This window comes from Oceanobacter mangrovi (genome assembly GCF_019740315.1).
Taxonomy (GTDB): Bacteria; Pseudomonadota; Gammaproteobacteria; order Pseudomonadales; family Oceanobacteraceae; genus Oceanobacter; species Oceanobacter mangrovi.
This window is the reverse complement of sequence record NZ_JAHXZR010000005.1, coordinates 17,661-40,297: the sequence shown is the minus strand read 5'-3', so window position 1 is coordinate 40,297 and position 22,637 is coordinate 17,661. Positions and strand designations below refer to the sequence as shown.

Genomic DNA, 22,637 nt, shown 5'->3' with positions numbered 1-22,637 from the left:
GGCGAATTGTCAGGAGGGAACGAACCCGGGTTCGTTCCCAGCAGGCCGAACTCAGCGGTTGCCGAGCACGTCTTTCAGTTTTTCGTGCATGGTCAGCAGGGCCTCTTCGGTTTCTTCCCAGCTGATACAGCCGTCGGTTACTGACAGGCCGTATTCCAGATCACAAAGATTTTCCGGAATGTTCTGACGACCATGTTTGATGTTGGATTCCACCATCAGACCAATGATTGACTGGTTACCTTCCAGAATCTGGTTGGTCACATTCTCCAGTACCAGTGGCTGCAACGCCGGGTTCTTGCTGGAATTCTCGTGGGAACAGTCGATCATGATGTTGTTGGCCAGCCTGGCTTTCGCCAATGCTTGCTCAGCCAAAGAGACATTGACTGAGTCATAGTTTGGCTTACCACCACCACCGCGCAGCACCACGTGGCCGTATTGGTTGCCCTGGGTTCGAACGATAGCCACAGCACCTTGTTCATTGATGCCAAGGAAATTGTGTGGGCTGGCAACGGATTGCAGCGCGTTGGTGGCAACGGTCAGGCTGCCATCTGTGCCGTTTTTGAAACCGACGGCGCAAGACAGGCCGGACGCCATTTCACGGTGAGTCTGGGATTCGGTGGTGCGAGCACCAATGGCAGACCAGGCGATCAGGTCCTGCATGTATTGTGGCGAAATCGGATCCAGAGCTTCGGTCGACAGCGGCAGGCCCATTTCAGCCAGATCCAGCAGCAGCTGACGGCCAATGTGCAGACCATCTTCAATCTTGAAGGTGTCGTTCATGTAAGGGTCGTTGATCAGGCCTTTCCAGCCAACCGTGGTGCGCGGTTTTTCAAAATAAACCCGCATTACCAGATACAGAGTGTCGCTGACCTTTTCAGACAGGGTCTTCAGACGCTGGGCGTAATCCTTGGCAGCATCAACGTCATGGATGGAGCAAGGGCCGATTACCACAAAAATGCGCTTGTCCTTGCGATCCAGAATGTCACGGATAACCTGACGGCCTTCACGTACGCTGGCAACTGCCGCTTCGGAAATTGGCAATTTGGCTTTCAGGCTGGCCGGAGTAATGAGAGGGGTGATCGACTCAATGTTCAAGTCTTCAACACGATTGTCTGACATAAGGCTACTGATTCTCTGTTGTCTTGTTCTGTTGACGCTCTTGAGCTCTGCCGCCTCGTTCGTTGACGAGTACTGCAGCGGCCAATTTGGCCGTGCGAGTGGGTATCTGGCAGTTAACTTTGCATAATGCTGGCTCTGGCCGCAGAGCCTGCCAACATGTATGCCAAAACGATATCTTACAATGTACGGTTAGTTATGTTCGTCCGATTATGACAAATGCAACGAAAAAAACACATTTATTCAGTCAATCAGGATTATCGACGGTTGACCTGAATTCGCCCCGTATCCGAATGGGCCTGCCGATGTGGTTTATGCCAGAGTGGCGCGGCAAAATGATGACACTGGACCAAAGCAGCGCTCAGGCGTTGCCGGAATACAGCCAGGTGTTCAGTTCGGTAGAAGGCAATACCAGCTTTTATGCCTTGCCGGATCAACAGCGCTTGCAGCAATGGTTGCAGCAGGTCGAAGCGCCATTCCGCTTCTGTTTCAAGATTCCACGGGACATCAGCCACAGCCGAGACATGCTGCAGGCGCTTAACGGCCCGGCGGGAAAACCGTTCGGCCAGTTTCTCAATACCATTCAAACCACAGCGCCCGACAAACTTGGCGTCATCATGTTACAGCTGCCAGCGACCTTTGATGCCAGCCGCATCGGGCAGCTAATAGCGGTGCTGGACGAGCTGTTGTCCAGTCGCTGGAGTGGCGGGCAGCCGTTGTCTCTGGCGGTGGAATGCCGTCATCTGTCGTTCTTCGATAAAACGGTTAATGAACCTGTGCTGCTGCGGGAGTTGGCCAATCGTCAGGTTGACCGGGTGATGTTTGATACCCGCGGGATTATGGCGGAGCAGGGTGATGACGAGGAATTGCTCGATGCCCAGCGCAAGAAGCCGCGGATGCCAGTACATGCGGTGGCAACGGGGATGAATCCGGTGGTGCGGTTTATCGGTTATCGCTACTTTGCCGCCAATCACACCTACCTGCAGCAGTGGTTCGGCAAGCTGAACCAATGGCTCGCCGAAGGCCGTTCACCCTATGTGTTCTGGCATACCGCTGGTAACCGCGATGTCCCCGAGTTTCATCGCTGGATCATGCAACATTACTGGCAGCAGGAGGTTGAGTGGCCCGGTGAGCAGGCGGCCGGAGTGACCGGTGATTTGTGGGGTTAACCCAACAAGTTTGTTTTGGGATGACTGCAGGGTCCCGGCATGCCTGGACAAGAAACGGTAATCAATGGCGCTGCTAAAACAGCGCGTATTTCAGACCCAGGCCAAACAGCATGCTGGCCAGGATGCTGCGCAACACGCTGTCGGGAATGTGTTTTGCGAGTCGCGACGACACCTGAATCGCAGGCACGGAACCAACCAGTAATGCACCCAACAAAACAAAGTCCACATTGCCCAGATATATATGGATCAAACCCGCAGCAAACGTCAGTGGTACTGCATGGGCAATGTCGGTTCCGACTACATTGGTAGAACGCAGGGCCGGGTAAAGAATCATCAGCAGCGCGGTACCAATGGCACCAGCGCCAACCGATGACAGGGTTACCAGCACGCCCAGCACAACCCCGGCAATGACGGTCAGGGCGGCGATACGAGCGGGGTGGTCGCCCAGCAATTTACCGGACCATTGCTGGATACCACGACGGAAAATAATCGAGAAAGCGGTAATCAAAAGCATGGCACCCAGCACGTTGGTCAAAATGTGACCATATTGCTCGGAGTCATCAAAATACAAATCAAGCACAAGACCTGTGATAAGGGAGGCGCTTATACTCCCCAGTGCGAGGCGTCGAAGAATGGTCCAGTCAATATGCCCCTGACGGTGGTGGGACCAGGCGCCAGAGGCCTTGGTCACCGCTGCATACATCAGGTCGGTACCAATCGCCGTATGGGCAGGAAAGCCAAATAACAGCAACAACGGAGTCATCAGCGCACCACCACCAATACCGGTCAGACCCACTATAAATCCGACACCTGCGCCGGCGAGTATGTATAACAAGATGTCCATGTGTCGGTAGTCGCTGCCATTCTTTGGGAGGATTTGCAGGGCTACTCTAGTGGCTATGATCTATACTTAAAAAGAATATTTATTTATATTTTTATAACAGGAATTCAAAGGGGGAGGGATCATGAAACTTCAACAGCTCAAGTACATTTGGGAAGTTGCCCATCACGATCTGAATGTTTCGGCCACGGCACAGGTGCTTTACACCTCTCAGCCAGGCATCAGTAAACAGATTCGTTTGCTGGAAGATGAGCTGGGAGTTGAGATCTTCGCCCGCAGTGGCAAACACCTGACCCGGGTGACTCCGGCTGGTGAAGCGATTCTGCAAATTGCCGGGGAAATTCTTCGCAAGGTTGAAAGCATCAAGCAGGTAGCCCAGGAATTCAGTGATGAATCGAAAGGCTCACTGACGCTGGCAACCACCCATACCCAGGCCCGTTACGCACTGCCTGACGTCATCAAGCGTTTCATGAAGCACTATCCGGATGTCAGCCTGCATATGCATCAGGGCACGCCGATGCAGATTTCCGAAATGGCGGCCAGTGGTGACGTTGATTTTGCCATTGCCACCGAAGCGCTGGAGCTGTTTAACGATCTGATCATGATGCCCTGTTACCGCTGGAATCGCTCGATTCTGGTGCCAAAAACCCACCCGTTAGCCCAGTTCAAACGGCCGTCACTGGAGCAGGTGGCCGCCTATCCACTGGTAACTTATGTATTTGGTTTTACCGGTCGCAGCAAGCTGGATGATGCCTTCAAGAGCCGTGGCCTGACGCCGCGAGTGGCTTTCACCGCTGCAGATGCTGACGTTATCAAGACCTATGTGCGGTTGGGCGTGGGGGTGGGTATCGTTGCCAGCATGGCGATTGATCCGGAAGCGGATGCCGATCTGGTTGCTATTGACGCCAGCCATCTGTTTGCCCCGAGCGTAACCCGGATTGGCTTCCGCAAAGGCACCTTCCTGCGTGGCTACATGTATGACTTTATTCAGGAATTTGCGCCACACCTGACCAAAAAGCTGATCGACGAAGCGTCCATGTGTGCCAGCAAGGCGGAAATCAGCGAACTCTTCAAGGCCATCAAGTTGCCGGAATACTGAGTCATTTGGCGGCATTCAAACTGCTGGGCGAACGGAATATCCGCTCGCCCATTGTTTATTGATTATCAGGCTGTTGATTTTTGTTTTCGAGGCAGTCAATGCAAGGCAAAAACAGGAGAAAAGAGGGAGTTTATGCGTAATAAATAACCGATTTGAGCCTGTTTTTAACGCTGCAGTGGCAACGCAGATAGAAAATCAAAGCAGTTCTGGATTCAGAGTATAGGTACCTACCAAACTCGCCTGATCCAGCACATGACCTTCAATAGCCACCAGTAATCCGGCACCGTTAACCCCGGCACCCAGTTCCAGCGTAGCGACATCCAGCGCATAAACCGTGAAGTGATAGTGGTGAATAATGGAATCATTCCATGGCGGGCAAGGGCCATCATAGCCGTAATAATCGCCGCCCATATCGGCATCACCGGCAAACCAGCCGGTGTAATCATTCAGACCATGAACATACCCTGCGGGAGCGTCCGGGCCGGATTTACCTTTGGCGGTAATGCCGCCACAGTGACTGCCCTCGGCCAATTCAGTCACATCTGCCGGAATATTCCACAGCAACCAGTGGTAGAAATCGACGCGCGGCAGATCCGCTGGAACCTGCTTGCCTTCCTGATTGACGTCGTCACCGACTGACGGCACATCCGGGTCATGCACGACCACCACAAAGGATTTGGTGGCGGCTGGCGCATCAGACCAGGCAAGTTGTGGATTGAGGTTGTCGGACAGGCTGACGTGGCCTTCAGTAGCAGGAACCGCAAAAGCGTATTGCGGCGGAATCGGCTGGCCATCGGTCAGGCTGGTGCTTTCCAGTTTCATTATTCGTCCTCCAGGTGAGCGCATTTATTGAAATAGTGTGCCGATGGGACCTGCTGCGCTCAAGTGAATTCCGTTAATCAAACGGTTCTGTTTTTACAGGCAAGGCATGCCTTGCCCCTACGCAAATTCTATCCTCGGCATGCCTGTCTCTGACGGCCGTCCAACTGTAGGGTCCTGGCATGCAGGGACTTGCCCCCTTTATTGTTGACGACGGATTAACGATAAATCCGCTCGGCCCATTCGGTCAGGCCCGACACCACGCTACCAAAGTGATCGCCGTCGAGCAGCGGAATATCCCCCAATGTGCGGGCAACCGCTTCACGAATCACCGGTGAGCGGGCACTGCCGCCGGTGACAAACACCAGGTCCGGTGCCCGGCCGGCTTGCTGAACGGCTTCCTTCATCAATTCAGTGATCCGTTGCAACGGCCGCTCGATGGCCTGCCGTAACTGGTCGCCGCTGATCAGCGTATGTAAACCCGCTTCAACAAACTCCAGTTCAACCCGGGCTTGCGGGCTGTCTGACAAGGCGATCTTGGCGTTTTCGGCCATCCGTACCAACTGCTGGTTCTGCTTGTTGTGTTGCAGCTTCAGCAGCCGGGCGATCAGTTCCGGTTGCAGACAATCCCGTTGCAGTTGCTGCAAATACAGGGTGGTTTCGAGGCTGGCAAAACGCCCCAGTGCGCTGACATCGTTGGTGCAAACTGCATCAAGGAAGGTTTTGGTGGGCATCGGCTTGCCGCTTTTGAGATCGGCGGTCATGCCGAACAGCGGCATCAGTTGTTTGCCAGCCAGCGCAATATCAAGATCGTTACCGCCGGTTCGCTCACCGGTATGGCCAAGGAAGTCGGCACTGCGGTCGGCCAGCTGGCGGTGATCCGGGCCCATTCGCACCATGGCGCAGTCGGTGGTACCACCGCCGATATCAACCACCAGGACGGTCTTGTTTTCGGTCAGGTCGCGCTCGAAACTGAGCCCGGCGGCAATCGGCTCAAACTGGAATTCCACCTCGCGGAAACCACTGCGTTTGGCGGCCTTGGTCAGAATCGCCAGCGCTTGCTGGTTACTTTGTTCAGCGCCGCTGTCCGTCGCCAGTGAACCCTGAAAGTTAACCGGACGGCCGATCACGGTATGTGTCAACTCGCGTCCCAATGACGTCTCGGCACGTTGTTTGACCGTCTGCATCATGGCCGTGACTATGTCTTCGAAGAAGCCAACAAATTCCGGCCGCAGGCCGCTGGCACCCAGATAGGATTTCGGCGACTTAACAAAATAACCTTCTTCCGGATCAGCGAAGTAGTGGCCAAAGGCCTGCTGGCCGACAAACATCACGGGTTCGTCGTCGCTGTTGGCGGGGCCGAGATCCAGCTCATCGAGGATGCGGCGGGCCATCGCCAGTTGGCCACGACGATCATTCACAAATTCGTCCCGCACTGTGCCTGCTGGCAGCTGCAGACCCACCTGTTCGCAGATCAGCTCACGTCCCAGCGCATAAAGCGCGGACGGCATAAAGGATTTGTCACCATCAACCTGCGCCAGTCGAATTTGTTGGTCGTCCAGTACGCCCATCGCGCAATTGGAAGTGCCGTAGTCAAAGCCGCAGATCATCAGTGTTCTTCTCCGTGTGGTCGCCGGGGTCAAAAAAGCCGCGCAAGCTATCACACCAGCATGACAGATAGAAGTACAGTCGGGCGTCAGAAAACAGGAGGAGGGGTTGGGGAGTCAGGCCGTGAACACAGCCTGACGGAATGCAGGTAAAAACAGCGGCTGGATCAGCTGCCGAATTTCCACCATGGTTTGTCTTCTTTTTCTGACTTGGCTTTTTCTTCTGCAGCCTTCTCTTCCCGGGCCTTCGCTTCTTTGGCCTGACCCATTTTTTCGTCGGCTTTTTCGCGGCCTTCGGTCATTTTGTCTTTGGCTTGCTGCTTGCCGTCTTCCAGTTTCTGCTGGCCTTTTTCCTTGGCCGCATCACCTTTCTCGTGAGCCTTGTCGCTCATTTCTTCGCGCTTCTCTGCACCCTTTGAACGAGCGTCTTCCGCTTTCTGTTGGCCTTCCGCCTTCTTCTCGGCGGCATTGGCGTGGGCTTCTTCAGACTTGCCTTTCAGCTTGTCCTTAGCCTTGTCTTGCATTTCCTTACCTTGCTGTTGCATGGCATCGGTATCAGCATTGGATGCAAAATCAGGTTTGGCTGCCATGGCCGTAGAAGTCAGTAATGCCAATGACAGGGCAGGCAAAAGCAGGCGTTTCATGGTGTTTCCTTGCAAGTTCTGAATAAAAGAGCGGCCATTCTGGTGCCAGCGAATGAACAAATAAAGTAAACCGTCTTTATTTACCGAGATTGACAAAAATATGTGAAGTAGTTGTAGCTTCATGGCCTGCACTGCAGACCATGAAGTAGCGGAGCGAAAAGCAGCGGTTTGAGGGTCAGGCTGGTTGATCAGACGCTGCAGTGTCTGGTTGATCCGGCTGCTCGTCTGCTTCCGCCTGGAAACCGGCGTTCGCCAGTTGGCGGAATCCCAGCGTCATTAACACTCCGAGTGTCAGGGTGGAGGCTCCGATCACCAGTACACTCGACAGGGTGCTGAGACTTTTTCCCATGGCACCAACCGCCAGTGTGGCGATGGAATCACCAGAGGCATCCTGGGCGGTCCAGATGCCATTGATGCGGCCGAGATACTGATCTGGCGTGTGACCCTGCACCAGGGTGTACTGCAACAGTGCGGTGATCGACACCAGATAGCCCATCACAATCAGCACCAGCAGCGCCAGCCAGAACAGACTGACTAGCCCCAGCGCCATCACACAGCCATAAACGCCAAGACTCAGCAGCAACATGGTCTGGCCCGGTCGTTGTAAATGATTGGCCCAGCCACTGACCAGGGCGCCGAGTGTGCCACCCAGGGCAATCGCCGAGTACATCAGCCCGACTTCCGCTGGCCCGGTGTGATAAACCGTTTCAGAGAGCTGTGGAAACAACACCCGAATGGCGGTGGTGAGAGTCACCAGCGTACCGGCCAGCACCACACAACCAACGATGCGATTTTCCAGCAGGTAACGGAAGCCGGAGGCAATCGCTGCCAGCGGATGCTCTTCTTCATCAGGTTCTGGCGGACGCATGTCTGGCAGCTTTAACAGCGGTAGCAGCGTCAGTCCGGTACCGATGGCGGCCAGCCAATAGTTCCAGGCGACACTCAGGCTGGCAGCCACCAGACCGCCGAGGGCTGGAGAAATCACCGTCGCCAATCGCATGCTGACCATGCTGATTGCCCGGGCCTGCATCAGATTTTCGCGGCCAACGATATGAGGCATGGCAGCCAGCAGGGCGGTGACACCGATAGCCCCAAAAAAGCCGTCCCAGATCGCCAGTAACCAGATGGCATACAAGGAAGGCTCTGGCAGCCACATGGCGTTGGCGGCGAGCCCGACAAACCCCAGCCCACAGATGCCCCGTGCCAGCAGGATCAGGCGTTTACGGTTATACCGATCCGCCAGCACGCCGCCGTACAGCAGGCCAATGAACAGGCCGATACCTTCCAGTGACATCACCAGACCGACCTGAAAGCTGTCGGCGGTGAGGTCAAACACCTGAATCGGCAAGGCCACCGACAACATGCCCAGTCCCAGCAGGGAAATGGTGCGTGCGATAAACACATTGCGGAAGTCGCGGTTGCTGGCCAGCAAACCAAAGTCCACCATCAGTGAGCGTTTCATTGCTTGTTCTCCGTGTTCAGACTCTGGTTGAGACTTTCATTCAGCCTGCTATTCAGTAAGGGCCCCAACACCTGCAAGGAGGCGGGTGACAAAATGTCTTCGTGGCTGCTGTCGAGCAGATGCAGCTGTAGCGACTGAGGGGCACGGATGTAGCTCAGCCAGTCGTTGCCCGGGTCGATGTAATCCGGCAAATCTCGGTTGGCGACAAACAATTCGGCATTGCCCTTATAGGTCGGCGTACGGGTTTTGGCTAACAGCCGTACGGCATCCTGATAGTTGGCGAAAATCTGCTGCAGCATGGCGTCACGTTCTTGCTGGATAGCCTGATTTTCAGATTCTGCCGTCTCATCACCGGCATTCATGGCATCGGTGAGCAGCTGTTGTTGCTCGCGTTCCGCCCCGGCGCTGGCCTCAGCCCCTTCGGGGTCATTCCAGTCGTGAACTTCGGTTGGATAGGTATCGAGCAGACCGAGGAAGGCCACCTGTTCGCCGAGATCCTCCAGCCTGCGCGCCAGGTGCCAGGCGATGGTGCCACCGAGGGAATAACCGAGCAGGTAATACGGCCCCTGAGGCTGTATCGAACGGATGATCTGCAGCTGGCGATTAATCAGTTCCTGCATGTCAGCACTACGGGCAATCAGACCATCTGGCCGCGGCGATTGCAGGCCCGTAATGCTCCAGTTCGGGTCCAGGTAGCGTGACAGCACGCTGTATTGCCAGGCAAAGCCGGAACCCGGGCAGAAGCACAACAGCTGCTGGCCCTGGGTCAGACCTTTGCGTAATGGCAGCACTTCACCAAAGCCCTGCTGGCCAAAGTCGTTCAGCATGACGTCGCTGTTCAGCTGTTCCGCCAGACTGGCCACCGTCGGATTAAGGATGATCTGTCCGACGCTGATGTCGCGTTTGAGCTCCTTGCGAACCAGGGCCGCCAGCTGCATCGCCAATAACGAATGGCCGCCGATGGCAAAGAAGTCATCTTCCGCCATAACTGCTCGGCCGAGCAGCCGTTCAAACAGCCGCGCCAGACGGCTTTCCAGCCCCGCCACCGGAGCCCGGCCAGACTGGCGGGCTGTGGATTCTGTCGCTGGTAATGGCAAAGCCTTGCGATCCAGCTTGCCATTGGGGCTAAGCGGTAATTCATCCATCCAGACCACCGCCACTGGCACCATATGAGCGGGCAGAGTGGTGCTGAGGCGCTGGCGAATGCGGTTGGCGAGCTCTGCGGGATTTGTACTGCTGTTAGCGCCAGCACGAGCGACCAGCCAGCAAACCAGTTGACGGCTGTCCATGCTGTCATCGTGCTGACCGAGTTCGACAGCCTGGACGACCGCGTTGGCGACTTCCGGCTGCTGCCGTAATTGGCTTTCGATTTCGCCCAGCTCGACCCGTTGACCACGAATCTTGATCTGGTCATCCGCTCGGCCGAGGTATTCAACTTCACCGCTATCGAGCCAGCGAGCGAGGTCACCGGTACGGTACGTGCGGCTGCCGGGTTCGCCAAATGGGTCCGCAACAAAGCGGCTGGCGGTCAGATCCGGGCGGCCAAGATAACCGTGCGCCAGCTGAATGCCGGCCAGGTACAGCTCCCCGGCGCAGCCCGGGGCGACTGGCCGCAGGTACTGGTCCAGAATGTACAGGCAGGTATTCCACACCGGTTTGCCAATCGCCACTCCGGCACCACCGGCATCCAGTCCTTCAGCAAAGGCTGGCTGCCAGCTGACGTCGACAGCGGCTTCGGTTGGTCCATAGAGGTTGTGCAGCTCGGCATTGAACACTGAGCGGAAATTACGGGCCTGGGTTTTGGTCAGTGCTTCGCCGCTGCAGAACACCTGTTTCAGACTGCTGCAACGCACGTTCGCGTTGGAGGTGTTGTGCTGGTGCGACGCCGTAAACAGCGCCAGCATTGACGGCACAAAGTGCAGGGTTGTAACCCCAAAACGCTCAATGGTGTCAGCCAGAGCCTGTGGGTCTTTGTGAACGTCGGGTGCTGCCATCACCAGTCTTGCACCTGTCAGATAGGACCAGAAAAATTCCCATACCGAGACGTCAAAACTGCACGGCGTTTTCTGCAGAATCGCATCGTCCGGCCCCAGTGGATACTGGTGCTGCATCCACAAGATGCGGTTGACGATGGCTTGATGAGAAACCAGCACGCCTTTGGGACGCCCTGTGGTGCCGGAGGTAAAGATCAGATAGGCCGGGTGGTCTGGTTGCAGGCCGAGCTGATCATCACTGAGACTGTCCATCAGGGTTTGCAGCTGTTGGCGGCGAATAGCCAATTCGTTTTCAGGGCTGTCTGCCAGCGCTTGTCCCGGTTGTAGCGGCAAGTGATCCAGCAACTGCAGTGGAATGGCCAATTGGCTGCCCGCCTGAATCTGCTCGAAGCGGGCTTGTTGGCTGGAATGGCTGATCAGCAAACGGGCGGCAGAGTCTTCCAGCATGATTGCCAGTCGCTCGTCCGGGTAATCCAGCTCCATCGGCAAATAGGCGGCACCACTTTCAATCACGGCCAGAATGGCAATGCTGAGGCAGGCCGAGCGCGGCAAGGCAACCGCCACAATATCGCCCGGGCCTATGCCTTGCTGACGCAGTTGGCTGGCCAGCGCACTGACCTGCAATCTCAGCTCCGCAAAATTGAGCTGATGCTGGTCGTCTTGCAGGGCCATGGCCTGCGGCGAACGTCGGGCCTGCTGATGCAACAGGCTGCGCAAACTGGTTTTCGGCAGCGGCCAGAGGGTCTGGTTGATCTGGTCAATCTGATGCTGTTCGCCGTTGCTCAACATTGGCCAGCGGCAAATCGGCGTATCAGGTTGCTGAAGCAGCTGCTGCAGCCAGAACTCCAGCCGCTGCAACAAGGCTTGTGCCTGCGCACTGGTCAGCGCACCGCGATTCTCCAGCAGCAGGCTCAGGCCATCTTCCGGGATTACCAGTAGCGCCAGCGGGTAATGACTGTAACCACGGTTATCGACCTGGATGATGGTCAGCGCCGGACGGCCGTCGGCGGCGGCACTGAGTGGCTCGCTGAGGTAACGGTTATCAGGGTAGTTTTCCACTACCAGCAAGCTGTCGAACAGCTGTGAAGCGGCGGCCAGCTGCTGGATTTCCGCCAGCCCGATCGTATCAAAATCCAGATTGGTCAGATGTTGTTGCTGAATATCGGCTAACTGCTGCCACAGTGACGTTTGCACATCCAGGTTAACCCGTACCGGCAAGGTGTTAAGGAACAAACCAACCTGCTGTTGCAGACCGGCAACGTCGGCCTGACGACCCGATACCGGTGTACCAAACACCACTTCATTGCGGCCACTCAGCCCGTGCAGCGCCAATGCCCACAAGCCTTGCATCAGGGCATTGAGGGTCAGCCCGCGTGCTTGCAGTTGTTGCTGTAGTTGCCGGTGCTGCTGCGGTGCCAATGTCAGCTGTAATTCTTCAACCAGCGCTGTGCTGTCAGCTTCTTCAAACAGGCGGCATGGCTGGATGTTGGCCAGTTGTTGCTGCCAGTGCTGACGGGCGGGGCCTGGATCTCGTGCGGCCAGCTGGTTGACGACATTGGCGTAGCTGCCCGGATCCGCTGGCTTTTGCAGTTTCGACCCGCTTGTAAGCTGGTGATAGTTCTGGCACAGGCTGTTCAGTATCAGTGGGCTTGACCAGCCATCGGTGACCAGGTGGTGAATGACCAGCAAGAGTTGCCACTGTTGATCATCGTGTTTGAACAACTGGGCGCGAATCAGACCACCGAAGCTGGCGCTGTTCATTGGCTGCTGCAGCATTTGCTGTTCAGCTTGCTGCTGTTGCTGAAGCCGCTGACTGGCTGGCAGTGGAGACAGATCGAGGATTGCCATCGGCCAGTGATCGGCTCGGGTCGCTGGTGGATAGACAAACACACTGTCGCTCAGACTATGGGTGTCAAACAGCCCATTGAGCTGGGGATATTGCTGTAACAGCTGATCGAGCGACTGTTGTAGCCGCCAGGCATCCAATGGCCCGTGGAAGTGCAGGCGGGTAAAGGCGTTGTAGTTGGCCTGTGGCTGGTCTTCTTCGGTTTGCTGCAGGTCCTGACCAAACAGGGTTTCAAACAACATACCTTGTTGTAGCGGCAGCAGGGCGCTGACAAACAGCGACTCGCCGTATTCACGTTGCAACAGCTGTAGGTCGCCATCACTGAATTCAATCGTGCGGTTGGCACTGATGTTATTGCTGGCGCTGATGTCAGTGTTGGCGCTGATATCAGTCGATGGCGTGATGGCCGCGGCAATACTGGCCAGTTTCCGCAAGGTAAAAATACTCGCCGGACGCAGCTGATAACCGCTGCTTCTCAGCGCCGCACACAGCATGATGGCGCTGATGCTATCGCCACCGAGCATGAAAAAGTCATCTTCTGGCTGCGCCTGGGGCAATTGCAGCACGTCGGTACAGTGTTTTATCAACACCGTTTCCAGCGGCGACAGGGCGTCATTGGTCAGCGCTTGCGGCTGGTTGGCCAGCCACTGTTGTGGCGTCGGCAGGGCCTTGCGATCAATCTTGCCACTGACATTGCGGGGAAAATCGTCCAGTACCATCAAGATTGACGGCACCATGTAATCGGGCAGCTGCTGATGCAATTGGCTCAGCCATTGTTGTGCCAGTGATTGCGCCCCCTGCTGTTGCAAGGCTTGCGGGTCGGCGGCAACGCAGTAGGCCAGCAAGCGGTGGCTGTTATTGATGGTTTCGGTGATGACCACGGTGCTTTCAACGCCGTCCAGCAACGACAGGGCGTTTTCAACTTCACCCAGCTCAACCCGGTAACCACGGATCTTGATCTGGTCATCACTGCGGCCGAGGTACTCCAGTTGGCCCTGCTCAGACCAACGCACCAGATCGCCGGTCCTGTACATGCGTTCGGCATTGGCCGAGCTGGCACTGATGAATGGATTGGCGACAAAACGGGCGGCGGTCAGGTCGGCCCGGCCAAGATAACCATTCGCCAGTCCACGACCGCTGAGGTACAGCTCACCAATGACGCCTGCAGGCAGCTGTCGCAAACGGCCGTCCAGTACCAGCGCGCGGGTGTTGCCAATCGGTCGGCCGATAACGGGCTCTGGATGTTCGGCAATGGCGGCACGCAAGGTGTCGACTGTGTATTCGGTTGGTCCGTAGAGGTTATGCGACTGTAAGCCATACTGCTGATGTAACTGCCGCAACTGTTGCCACAGGGCTGCCGGTGCGGCTTCGCCACCAATCAGAATCAGCGTTGGCCAATGGGCTGATTCGGCTTGCTGATTCTGCAATTCCAACGCATTCAGCAACTGGCTACAGAACGAAGGGGGCAGATCAAGGGCGTCGATGGGCAGCTGGCGAATGGACTCCGCCAGCCCGTGGGCATCACGGCGCTGTTGTTCATCGAAGATCACCAGGGTTTGCCCCAGTACCAGCCAGAACACCTGCAGCCAGGAAGAATCAAACGAAAACGAATGGGTGTGGGCTGCCATCAACGGCCGCCCTGGATGATTCTGTTGCTGTTGTTCGAGGGCCGGTGAATAGATGCTCTGGCGGTGGGAGGTCAGCAGGTTCAGCAAGGCGCCGTGGCTGTTCATTACACCTTTGGGGCGGCCAGTACTGCCAGAGGTAAAAATCACATAGGCGATATGCTGGCGGCACAAGGGCGACAGGCGATGCTGATCGGTGACCGGCCCGTTCGGCATCGCTTCGATTTCGGCTTGCTGCTGGTCGATGTTCAGCCGTGGCAGGCTGCTGGGGAAGTCAGCTTCCGCATCCGAGCGGCTCAGCAGCAATGAGGGGGCGGCATCTTCGCACATCATGGCAATACGCTCGGCCGGATAATCCAGATCCACCGGCATAAAGGTTGCGCCACTGTTCATTACCGCCAGCATCGCCAGCAAGGCATCGACCGAACGGGGAATCGCGACTGCGACTATGGTGCCAGGGCCGCATTGTTGTTGAATCAGCCAGTGGCTCAGTTGCTGGATGCGCTGCTGAACCTGTTCGTTACTGAGTTGCTGCTCGCCGCAGATCAGCGCGGTTTGAGCCGGTTGTGCCTGTAACGATGCAAACAGCGTCGCCAGGATGGTTTGCTGACCAGCCTCAGGTTCGACCTGCAGGCCGTTGCTCCACTGCTGCAGTTGCTGATGCTCGGTTGCGGTCAGCAAGGGTAATTGCTGAACCGCTGTTTTGGGGTGCTCCAGCCAGTGTTGCAGCAGCTGCTGCAAGCGTTCGCCGTGTTGTTGCAGTTCTTCTGGCTGGTAACGACCCTGTTCAGCACGCAGTTCCAGCAGAATACGGTCGTCATGAACCAGAATGCCAAATTCAAAATCGTCAATCGGACCGGTAGCCAGATGGTGGGTTTCGGCCTCGGCAGCGGGCAGCTGCAACTGGAAATCGAACAGTTTGTAGTTCAGCAGCGGCCCATACAGTTTGCCTGATTGGTCATTTAGGTGTTGCTGATCGCGCTGGATCTGTTCGGCGTCGTAACGCTGGTGGCGGCGTACGGTTTTCAACTGTTGTTTGATATGGCAGGCCAGTTCGAGCCAGTCGGTGTGCTCTTCGAGATCCAGTTGCACTGGCAGAACATTGACTACTGGTGCGGTGGAGCGAATGGCAGCGGAACCCATACGACGCATAAAGGGTACGCCAACACGGTGACGGTTGAGGCCGGTGTAGCGGGCCAGATAGGCGGTCAGCCAGGCCATGATCCAGTCCGACAGCGCCGGTTTTTGTGAGGCTTTCAGCTCGTTACCCAGCTGCTGAGACAATTGATGCAGCTGGCTCAGGGTCTCGGCATCGAGCCATTGCTGGTGACTGACAATGCGAGCGGTTGGCAGGTCATTGGCTGGACCCTGTCGGGATAAGGTGTAGACCGGCGAAGCAGTGGCGCAGTTGTCGAACCAGAATTGTTTGTCCTGCTGCCAGGCCTCGCTGTGCCGGTATTGCTGATATTCGTTGCTGACATCGGCGACTGCTGTGAAGGGGCTGGCCGACACTGGCTGTTGGTGCCACAGCTGCTGATAAATATCACTGATACGGCGGGTCAGTGCGGTGAAACTGAAACCATCCAGCATCAGGTGGTGGAATTTCTGGAACCAGAGCCAATGCTGCGGGCTGTCGGGCTGGCTCTCGTCGGTGTTGGAGAGCCGAATAATAACCTGCTGTTGTTGCAGTGGTTGTGGGGAGCTTACCGAATAAGGTTCGCGGCTTTGTTGCCACATCCAGTCAAACGCCAGCTGCCGCAGTTCGGCGGCGTTCATGCTGCTGGTTGCGCCTGCTAATTCGGTCGCATCAAGCCAGCGCGGGGCTTCAACATCCTGCCAGTTGAGGCCGGACGCCAGTTGCATTGGCGCTATACCAGCGGTGGTTTGCGGGTTTGTGGCGCTCGACAGTGGATAGCGGGCACAGACGGTATCTGCTTCCGCAATGCCCATTCGAATAGCCTGCTGCAAATAGTCTGCGTTCAGCTGGCCGCGCAATTCAACACAGTGGCTGATGGCGTAAACATGGTCTTCTTCACCCAGCTGATCGGCCAGCCAGATCGCTTGTTGGCCGTCCAGCATGGGCGCAGACCGCCAGCTGACCGTGCCGGAATCGGTCACCCCGGTGTTGGCAGCAGGGTGTTGCGCCAGTTCAGAAGCAGCATTCAAATGGGCACTGGTCATGGTGCTTTTCCTTACTCAAGGCGTGCGTAGTCCCGGGTGTAAAAGTGATCCCGTCGGCTGCGTACAAATATTGGATAAATCAGGGTTTAGAGAGGGGCCTGTTCAGAGGTCGTCACGGCCGGACTGGCCATGGGACGGATGTCCTGCCAGTGCTGTTCGACCCACTCGATGCATTGCTGCTGGCTGGCTGGGCCAAAGCACAGGCTCCAGCCTGCTGGCTGGGCGGCGAATTGCGGCCACAGACTGTATTGCTGCTGATGATTGCGCAGCACAGTGAAGGGCAAACTGACATCGTCGAATGGATTCACGTAGTTATTGTTCAGCTGGCTCATAATCCAGATCCTCCTTTGGCCAGAAACGGGTTGGCAGAAAAATGCTGACAGATGCCTTCCAACAAGGCAGAGCGCCAGCAAATGCGATCATGCCCGCCATTGAAATAATCAAAGCGGCTGTGATGGCCGGTGAGACGCAGGGCCTGGTGCATGAAGGCCGACAACCGGTCCATGCCGGGTTCATAACGGCCAGCCTGCAGCATTACCCGGCGTCGTAATTGTGGTTGTGGAAAGCGTTCATGCAGCACCTGCTGAATCAGTGGTGCCTGTTCCGGGTGCGGATGATCCATATCGGCGAAGGTGACGTCATTCCACCAGAATGACGACGACTGGCACAACGCGGCGGCAAACTGCTCTGGCCACTGTAAATGCGCGACCAGGGCCGCCAGACCTCCCAGACTCTGGCCAGTGACCAGTTCAACCTGGCTGGCCAAATCACGGATCTGGCTTTGCAGTAGTGGCAATAGTTCTTGCTGCAAGGCCTGCCAGAATGACCCGGAATCGCCCAGTTCCCGATAGCGGGTGTCGTTATCGAGCGATGGCAGCAGCAGGTAATCAGCAGCAGGCAACAGGCCTTCGACCGTCAGCTGATCAAGCTCTTCAAATACCGGTAACTCGCGGCTCCACCACTGGCCATCCAGCAACAGGATCAATGGTCGTGCAGCGCTGCCTGCTGCCGATTCGGACAGGCTGGAGGTCCGGTAAAGCAGCACTTCGCGCTGATTCGCCAGTAATTCGCTATGCCAGTCAACTACGTATCGCTGGCCAGCTGGCGCAATGGGCTGAACCCGGTTGTTGTCACCCAAACCCAGGTCAAACCAGCTCAACGGCGATTGTTCCAAAGCACCATAGGACGGGTTGGGATTGAGCGTATCTGCTTCGGCAAATTGCTCCAGTACTTCAATCCACCACTGCCGCCGCAATCGCCGAGCGGCTGGCATCGGCGCCGGTAAACGGTGTTTCGGCACCGGTACCAGTCGATAACTGCCACGCCAGTTGGCAGGCAAGCGGATCTGCCAGTACCAGACGTCGGTGCCGCTCAAATGTGTCATGACTGTCAGTTCGTCGCAGGGGTGAGCGGTGGCGGAAAACAGTTCAATCAGAACCGCCCCCGGTGTTTCTTCAGCGACTGGCTGGCGCCACAGGAACATCAGTTCACAGCCGTATTGATCCTGCTCCAAAACCAGGGGGGTTCCTTGTTGAGCGACCTGTAGCCACCACTGATCTGTACCTGTGGCTATTTCCTTAAGCCATTTTTCAGCCGGGGCGGGGTGAGTCGGTCGGCGACTGGATGCACAGATTTGCGGATTCATAGCCGGGTCCTCCCGCTGTAATGATTGAAATCTGGGCAGATGTTATTCTGGTGTTCTATCAAATGCAAATAGTTATCAATTAAAGTTGGCATGAGTAGCACAAAAGCAAAAAGTTTCATGTCTTGACGAAAAATTTCTCATTACGGTATTGATTTGAATCTCACTAGCATTTACAAATGATAATTAATATCAAATGAGATGGGATTGAGGATCAAGCAATGCAACGCAAGCAGCTTTTTGTGGCACTGGTAGTGGCCAATGCAGTAGCGGCCCAGGCCTGGGCTGAAGAAACGGACGAAAATCCGGTCATGGAGGAAGTGGTTGTCAGTGCGACTATGTCTGCGCGAGCAATCGAAACAGCGCCGGCTTTCACCAGTGTGATGACTGCAGAACAGATCGAATCCAGCCCGGTGGACAGCCTGGGTGACCTGCTGCGCATTACCGCTGGTGTGAACAACCTGTCTGATACATCAGGCCGTGATGAAATCCAGATCCGTGGTCTGGAAGGCCAATACACGCTGATGCTGGTGAACGGCAAGCGTATTTCTTCCGGTGGTGCGTTTGCAAAAGGCAGTGATGCGGACTTCAACTCTATCCCGATGTCTGCGATTGAGCGGGTAGAGGTGATTCGTGGCCCGATGGCAGCGCTGTATGGCTCCGATGCGATTGGTGGTGTGATCAACATCATTACCAAAAAATCCGCTGGCGACTGGCGTGGTTCCGTGGGTGCTGACTACACCAGCGTGACTTCCGGTGATGAAGGCAACCGTTATCGGGTAGGTGGTAACGTAATGGGTTCGCTGACCGATATGGCCAGCCTGTCTGTTACTGCTGAAACCTATTCCCGGGATGCCTGGTACGCCAACAGTGAAGATGATGTACCTGAACAGGAAGAAAAGCAGTCTACTAACCTGGCTTCAACCCTGACGCTGGATATTGCTGATAACCAGAGCGTGGATATTGACCTTGGCTACAACCAGGATGATCGTCCACGTCAGCTGTACAGCAGCGGTAGCTATCGTGATCAGAGCATTACCCGTTATGACGTCGCAGTGACTCACACCGGTGAGTTTGGCGACTTCAACACCACGGCATTTCTGAAGTACGAAAACAGTGATGTTGATGACTACAACACCAGCTATACCGTGCCGCAACACCATACCCAGGAAAGCAACATCTACGGTAAAACCTACGCCACTACGATGCAGGGTATTCACTCGCTGGTCGCGGGCCTGGATTTCCGTCATCAGGAACTGGAAGACCCGGTTAACTATGTTGAAACCGGTAAGTACAGCATTGATCAATATGCCGGTTTCCTGCAGGACGAACTGGCTCTGACTGATGATTTGCTGCTGACCCTGGGTGGCCGCTATGACCATCATGAAGTGTTTGGTGGTCATGTGTCTCCCAAAGCTTATCTGGTCTATCAGCTGAATGATTCGGTAACCCTGAAAGGTGGCGCAGGCAAGGCATTCAAGGCTCCTGACGGTCGTTACCTGAGCCCTGAATACAACGAAATCAGCTGTGGCGGCAGCTGCTATATTCCGGGTAACCCGGACCTGAAGCCGGAAAGCAGTGTGTCGAAAGAATTTGGTATTGAAGTGGTTCAGCCAATTTGGTCATTGTCCGCCGACGTCTTCAAGACCGATGTGAAGGATAAGATTGAGCGCGAACTGGGTGATGCGGTCAATGGCACCTACTATCCGCAGTGGGTTAACCGCAGCAAGGTGACCTCGAAAGGTTACGAAATGAGCGGTGATCTGCAGCTCGGCACCGATTGGTTTACCACCGCAAACTACACACGTCTGATCGTCAAGGACGAGGATGGCGCAGTGGTAGAGGATCGCCCAGAGCACCAGGCCAATCTGTCAATTGATTGGCAAACAACCGATTCTCTCAAGACAATGCTGAAAGTTAATTACATTGGTGGTATTAATTATTCGTATTGGGTTAGTGGTGTCGGTACTCAATACGTCAAAATGTCGTATTACCGTACTGACCTGAATTTCAAACTGGCTGCAACAGACGATCTGGATATCAAATTCGGGGTAAACAACCTGGCGGATGTGAACCTGCAGAACATGGATGCCAACGTTAATACCGTACAGTTGGGACGAAACTATTTTGTAGGTGGTACTTACAACTTCTAAGCGGGGCTGTAATCCACCAGTTTTATGGTGTGCCTATGCTCCTCATTCCAACGGGTGAGGAGCACAGGGGGTTCGAGTGTCTCATTCCGCTATATTTTCCTGGCTTACGCCACTGGAGCTGCCAGTTCTGCTTTTACAGGAGCTGGTGTTGCTTGACGTTGGTGGTGCCGGTTTCGCAGTTGGCTGGAACTATCCTTCTGCGGCCTTTACTTCCTTGCCTTTCGCGGCCGTGCTGGATCACTGCTGGCCGGAGGGCCGTAATGCAGCCGTCAGGCGGCAAACCGAATTTGTTGCTGCCCGTTATTGTGCCTGGCAGTCGCTCAATCACACCGATGCCCAACTGACTGCAACTGCTGCAGTTAGCCAACCGGGTTATTCCTCAGATGCGCTGGATGTTCCTCATCACTGGGTCGAACGGGCAACGGCTGGTGAGCCGCTCTGGCCAGCCGACCGGATTGGCTCTATCAGCCATTGTGCTGGCAAGGCAATCGCCGTTACCGCTTCAGCACAGCAGCTCGCAAGTGTCGGGATCGATATCGACCGTGGTATGCCGTATGAGCGAGCGATGGCCGTATTGCCGGTGCTGACGTCTGCCATTGAACGTGAGCGTCTCAAGCAATGGGTGGCTGAGGGCGTTTTGAGTGATGCGATTGGCCATATGGGTACCCGTGACGAAGACACTATGCGCTGTCTGGTGACGCTGGTGTTTTCGGCCAAGGAGTCTCTTTACAAGGCGTTATATCCACTGGTGGGCGTGTATTTTGATTATCGTGATGCGGATGTTGTCGCAATAGGCGGTCACTCCTGCACGATGGAGTTGAAACGCACTCTGTCGGCTGAATTTCCGGCTGGAAAACAGTTTGAGTTGGGTTGGCAATGTGGCTGGCCGGACGCCACCATGATGGTCAGCTGGCTATTGTTACCGCAGGAACGGATCGTCTGATCCATTCCTGCTTCCACCGTATTGTGTCTGGCCGTCAGCCCCCTTGACGGTGCTGCGGTTCAATCGCTGAATCCAGTTCTGCAATCACTTCGCTATCCAGGGTTCCGGCGACCCGGTGTAATGACAACCAGCTGATCAGGTAATCATAGCGGCTGGCTGCCAGTTCCCGTTCGGCGTCATAACGTGCCTGGCGAGCATTCAATACATCAATAAATCTTCTCAAGCCTGTGTTCCAGGCTGCTTCGGTTGCTGCCAGAGTGGCGTTGGCGGACGTCAGCGCCTGCTGTCTGGCATCAATACTGGCCTGCTGGTTTTGCAGTTGGGCATAGAGGCTGAGGACGCCGGTTTCCAATAATTGTTGCTGCAGTCGCAGCTGCTGTTGACGTTCGGCCAGAGTGGCGGCAGCAGCACGGCTGGCGGCATAGGAACCACCCCCCTGATACAGCGGCACCGAAACCTGAATGCCAATATATCGACTGTTGGTGTCAAGCGGTGTGCCAGTGCCATCGTCGGAATAACGCCAGGCATCCTCAACTTCACGACTGATGCCAGCATTCAGTGTCACGTTGGGAAGCAGGTCCATGCGGCTGGCTTGCCTGTCCTGGACTGCTTGCTGCTGGCTAAGACCGGCCTGTTGCAATTCCAGGCTATTGCCCGTTGCGAGCGCCAGCCACTGTTGCTGGCTCTTGTCTTCCAGAACCCTGACAGTGCCCAGGCTCGGTAAGGCAGCAATGGTTACGCCTGTCAGTTGTTGCAATTGCAGCCGCGCCAACTGCAGATCATTGCGCGCCTGCACCAGTGTGGCGAGGGTCTGGTCAATCCGCGCACGCGCTTCCTGTACCTCCAGTGAGACTACCAGACCGGCTTCATGGCGGCGGCGGCTCTGTTGCCAGCTTTGTTGTAATGCTTCCAGCTCGCTTTCCAGCGTTGCCAACAGATCCTGCTGGCGCAAGGTGTTGAACCAGGCACTGCTGGTTCGCAGTAATAAATCCTGCTGTGCAGCCTGTAACGTCATGGCCGCCTGGCGGTCGGCGGACAGGGCGGCCTGATAACGATACCAGTCACCGGCGTTAAACAGGCTTTGTTGCAGGCTGGCACTGAGACTACGGATTTCGTAGTCGCTATAGCCGGACTGGCTGCTGCCGGTCAGTCCTCGGCCTCGCTCAGAATATTGGTTGTAGTCCAGTTGCAATGACAGTTGTGGCAACAGTGGCGCACGGGCCTGATCGGTTTGAAATCGTACGACCTGACGTTGTTGGCGAGCAGTAGAAAGGGTGGCGTCGTGTTCCAGTGCCCGTTGAACGGCGCTGGACAAGCTTGTGATGGATGTATCGGCCCAGCCGCTTTGCTGGCTGCAGGCGGCGCCAGGTTGGCAGGTTGCTGCTTGAGACAGTGCGCTGGTGGGGGCCATCAACAGACTGCTTGCCAGTAATCCAATGGACCAGTAGTTGGCCACAGGCTGGCGGGATCCAGATGACTTTAACGGCTGAAATGTG

The 22,637-nt window shown here is 55.9% G+C and carries 14 protein-coding genes; 4 read left to right on the top strand and 10 right to left on the bottom strand.

The features are described from left to right. Nucleotides 1-51: 51 nt before the first annotated feature. Nucleotides 52-1,119, bottom strand: a complete 1,068-nt coding sequence (locus K6123_RS11770) for a 3-deoxy-7-phosphoheptulonate synthase (protein ID WP_221797939.1) — start codon at nucleotides 1,117-1,119, stop codon at nucleotides 52-54. 332 nt (nucleotides 1,120-1,451) lie between these two features. Between K6123_RS11770 and K6123_RS11765 the strand changes: the two genes are divergently transcribed. Continuing rightward, complete coding sequence (locus tag K6123_RS11765; RefSeq protein ID WP_221797937.1) at nucleotides 1,452-2,285, top strand: DUF72 domain-containing protein; 834 nt, start codon at nucleotides 1,452-1,454, stop codon at nucleotides 2,283-2,285. A gap of 73 nt (nucleotides 2,286-2,358) precedes the next feature. Here the strand turns inward: K6123_RS11765 and K6123_RS11760 are convergent, their stop codons facing one another. Further along, a complete protein-coding gene (locus K6123_RS11760) occupies nucleotides 2,359-3,129 on the bottom strand; it encodes a sulfite exporter TauE/SafE family protein (protein WP_221797935.1) in 771 nt (256 codons plus the stop codon). Nucleotides 3,130-3,250: 121 nt separating this feature from the next. On the opposite strand from K6123_RS11760, the gene cysB reads away from it, so the two are divergent. Continuing rightward, nucleotides 3,251-4,225 carry an HTH-type transcriptional regulator CysB gene (cysB, locus tag K6123_RS11755; RefSeq protein ID WP_221797933.1) on the top strand — a complete coding sequence of 325 codons (975 nt, stop codon included), beginning with the start codon at nucleotides 3,251-3,253 and terminating at the stop codon, nucleotides 4,223-4,225. A gap of 195 nt (nucleotides 4,226-4,420) precedes the next feature. Here the strand turns inward: cysB and K6123_RS11750 are convergent, their stop codons facing one another. The 7 genes from K6123_RS11750 to fes form a co-directional block, all read right to left on the bottom strand. After that, complete coding sequence (locus tag K6123_RS11750; protein ID WP_221797931.1) at nucleotides 4,421-5,047, bottom strand: YbhB/YbcL family Raf kinase inhibitor-like protein; 627 nt, start codon at nucleotides 5,045-5,047, stop codon at nucleotides 4,421-4,423. Nucleotides 5,048-5,262: 215 nt separating this feature from the next. Beyond that, nucleotides 5,263-6,654: a molecular chaperone gene (gene yegD / locus K6123_RS11745; protein ID WP_221797930.1), complete on the bottom strand. Its 1,392-nt coding sequence runs from the start codon at nucleotides 6,652-6,654 to the stop codon at nucleotides 5,263-5,265. A 164-nt stretch (nucleotides 6,655-6,818) separates the two neighbouring features. Further along, nucleotides 6,819-7,295 (bottom strand): hypothetical protein, encoded by a 477-nt coding sequence (locus K6123_RS11740; RefSeq protein WP_221797928.1) that lies wholly within the window; start codon nucleotides 7,293-7,295, stop codon nucleotides 6,819-6,821. A gap of 175 nt (nucleotides 7,296-7,470) precedes the next feature. Then, the gene (gene entS, locus K6123_RS11735) at nucleotides 7,471-8,757 is read right to left on the bottom strand and encodes an enterobactin transporter EntS (protein ID WP_221797926.1); all 1,287 of its coding nucleotides are present in this window, start codon (nucleotides 8,755-8,757) and stop codon (nucleotides 7,471-7,473) included. After that, nucleotides 8,754-16,403: a non-ribosomal peptide synthetase gene (locus tag K6123_RS11730; protein WP_221797924.1), complete on the bottom strand. Its 7,650-nt coding sequence runs from the start codon at nucleotides 16,401-16,403 to the stop codon at nucleotides 8,754-8,756. Before K6123_RS11730 ends, entS begins: the two co-directional genes overlap by 4 nt. 86 nt (nucleotides 16,404-16,489) lie before the next feature. After that, complete coding sequence (locus tag K6123_RS11725) at nucleotides 16,490-16,735, bottom strand: MbtH family protein (protein ID WP_221797922.1); 246 nt, start codon at nucleotides 16,733-16,735, stop codon at nucleotides 16,490-16,492. After that, complete coding sequence (fes, locus tag K6123_RS11720) at nucleotides 16,732-18,048, bottom strand: enterochelin esterase (protein ID WP_221797920.1); 1,317 nt, start codon at nucleotides 18,046-18,048, stop codon at nucleotides 16,732-16,734. The genes K6123_RS11725 and fes overlap by 4 nt, the downstream gene beginning before the upstream one ends. A 218-nt stretch (nucleotides 18,049-18,266) precedes the next feature. Here fes and K6123_RS11715 point away from each other — a divergent pair, with 218 nt between their 5' ends. Together K6123_RS11715 and K6123_RS11710 are read left to right on the top strand one after the other, a co-directional pair. Continuing rightward, the gene (locus K6123_RS11715) at nucleotides 18,267-20,198 is read left to right on the top strand and encodes a TonB-dependent receptor plug domain-containing protein (protein WP_221797918.1); all 1,932 of its coding nucleotides are present in this window, start codon (nucleotides 18,267-18,269) and stop codon (nucleotides 20,196-20,198) included. Between the two features lie 76 nt (nucleotides 20,199-20,274). Next, the gene (locus K6123_RS11710) at nucleotides 20,275-21,141 is read left to right on the top strand and encodes a 4'-phosphopantetheinyl transferase family protein (RefSeq protein ID WP_221797916.1); all 867 of its coding nucleotides are present in this window, start codon (nucleotides 20,275-20,277) and stop codon (nucleotides 21,139-21,141) included. A 34-nt stretch (nucleotides 21,142-21,175) separates the two neighbouring features. Here K6123_RS11710 and K6123_RS11705 read toward each other — a convergent pair whose 3' ends face one another. Next, nucleotides 21,176-22,552 (bottom strand): TolC family outer membrane protein, encoded by a 1,377-nt coding sequence (locus tag K6123_RS11705; protein ID WP_221797914.1) that lies wholly within the window; start codon nucleotides 22,550-22,552, stop codon nucleotides 21,176-21,178. Nucleotides 22,553-22,637 lie beyond the last annotated feature (85 nt).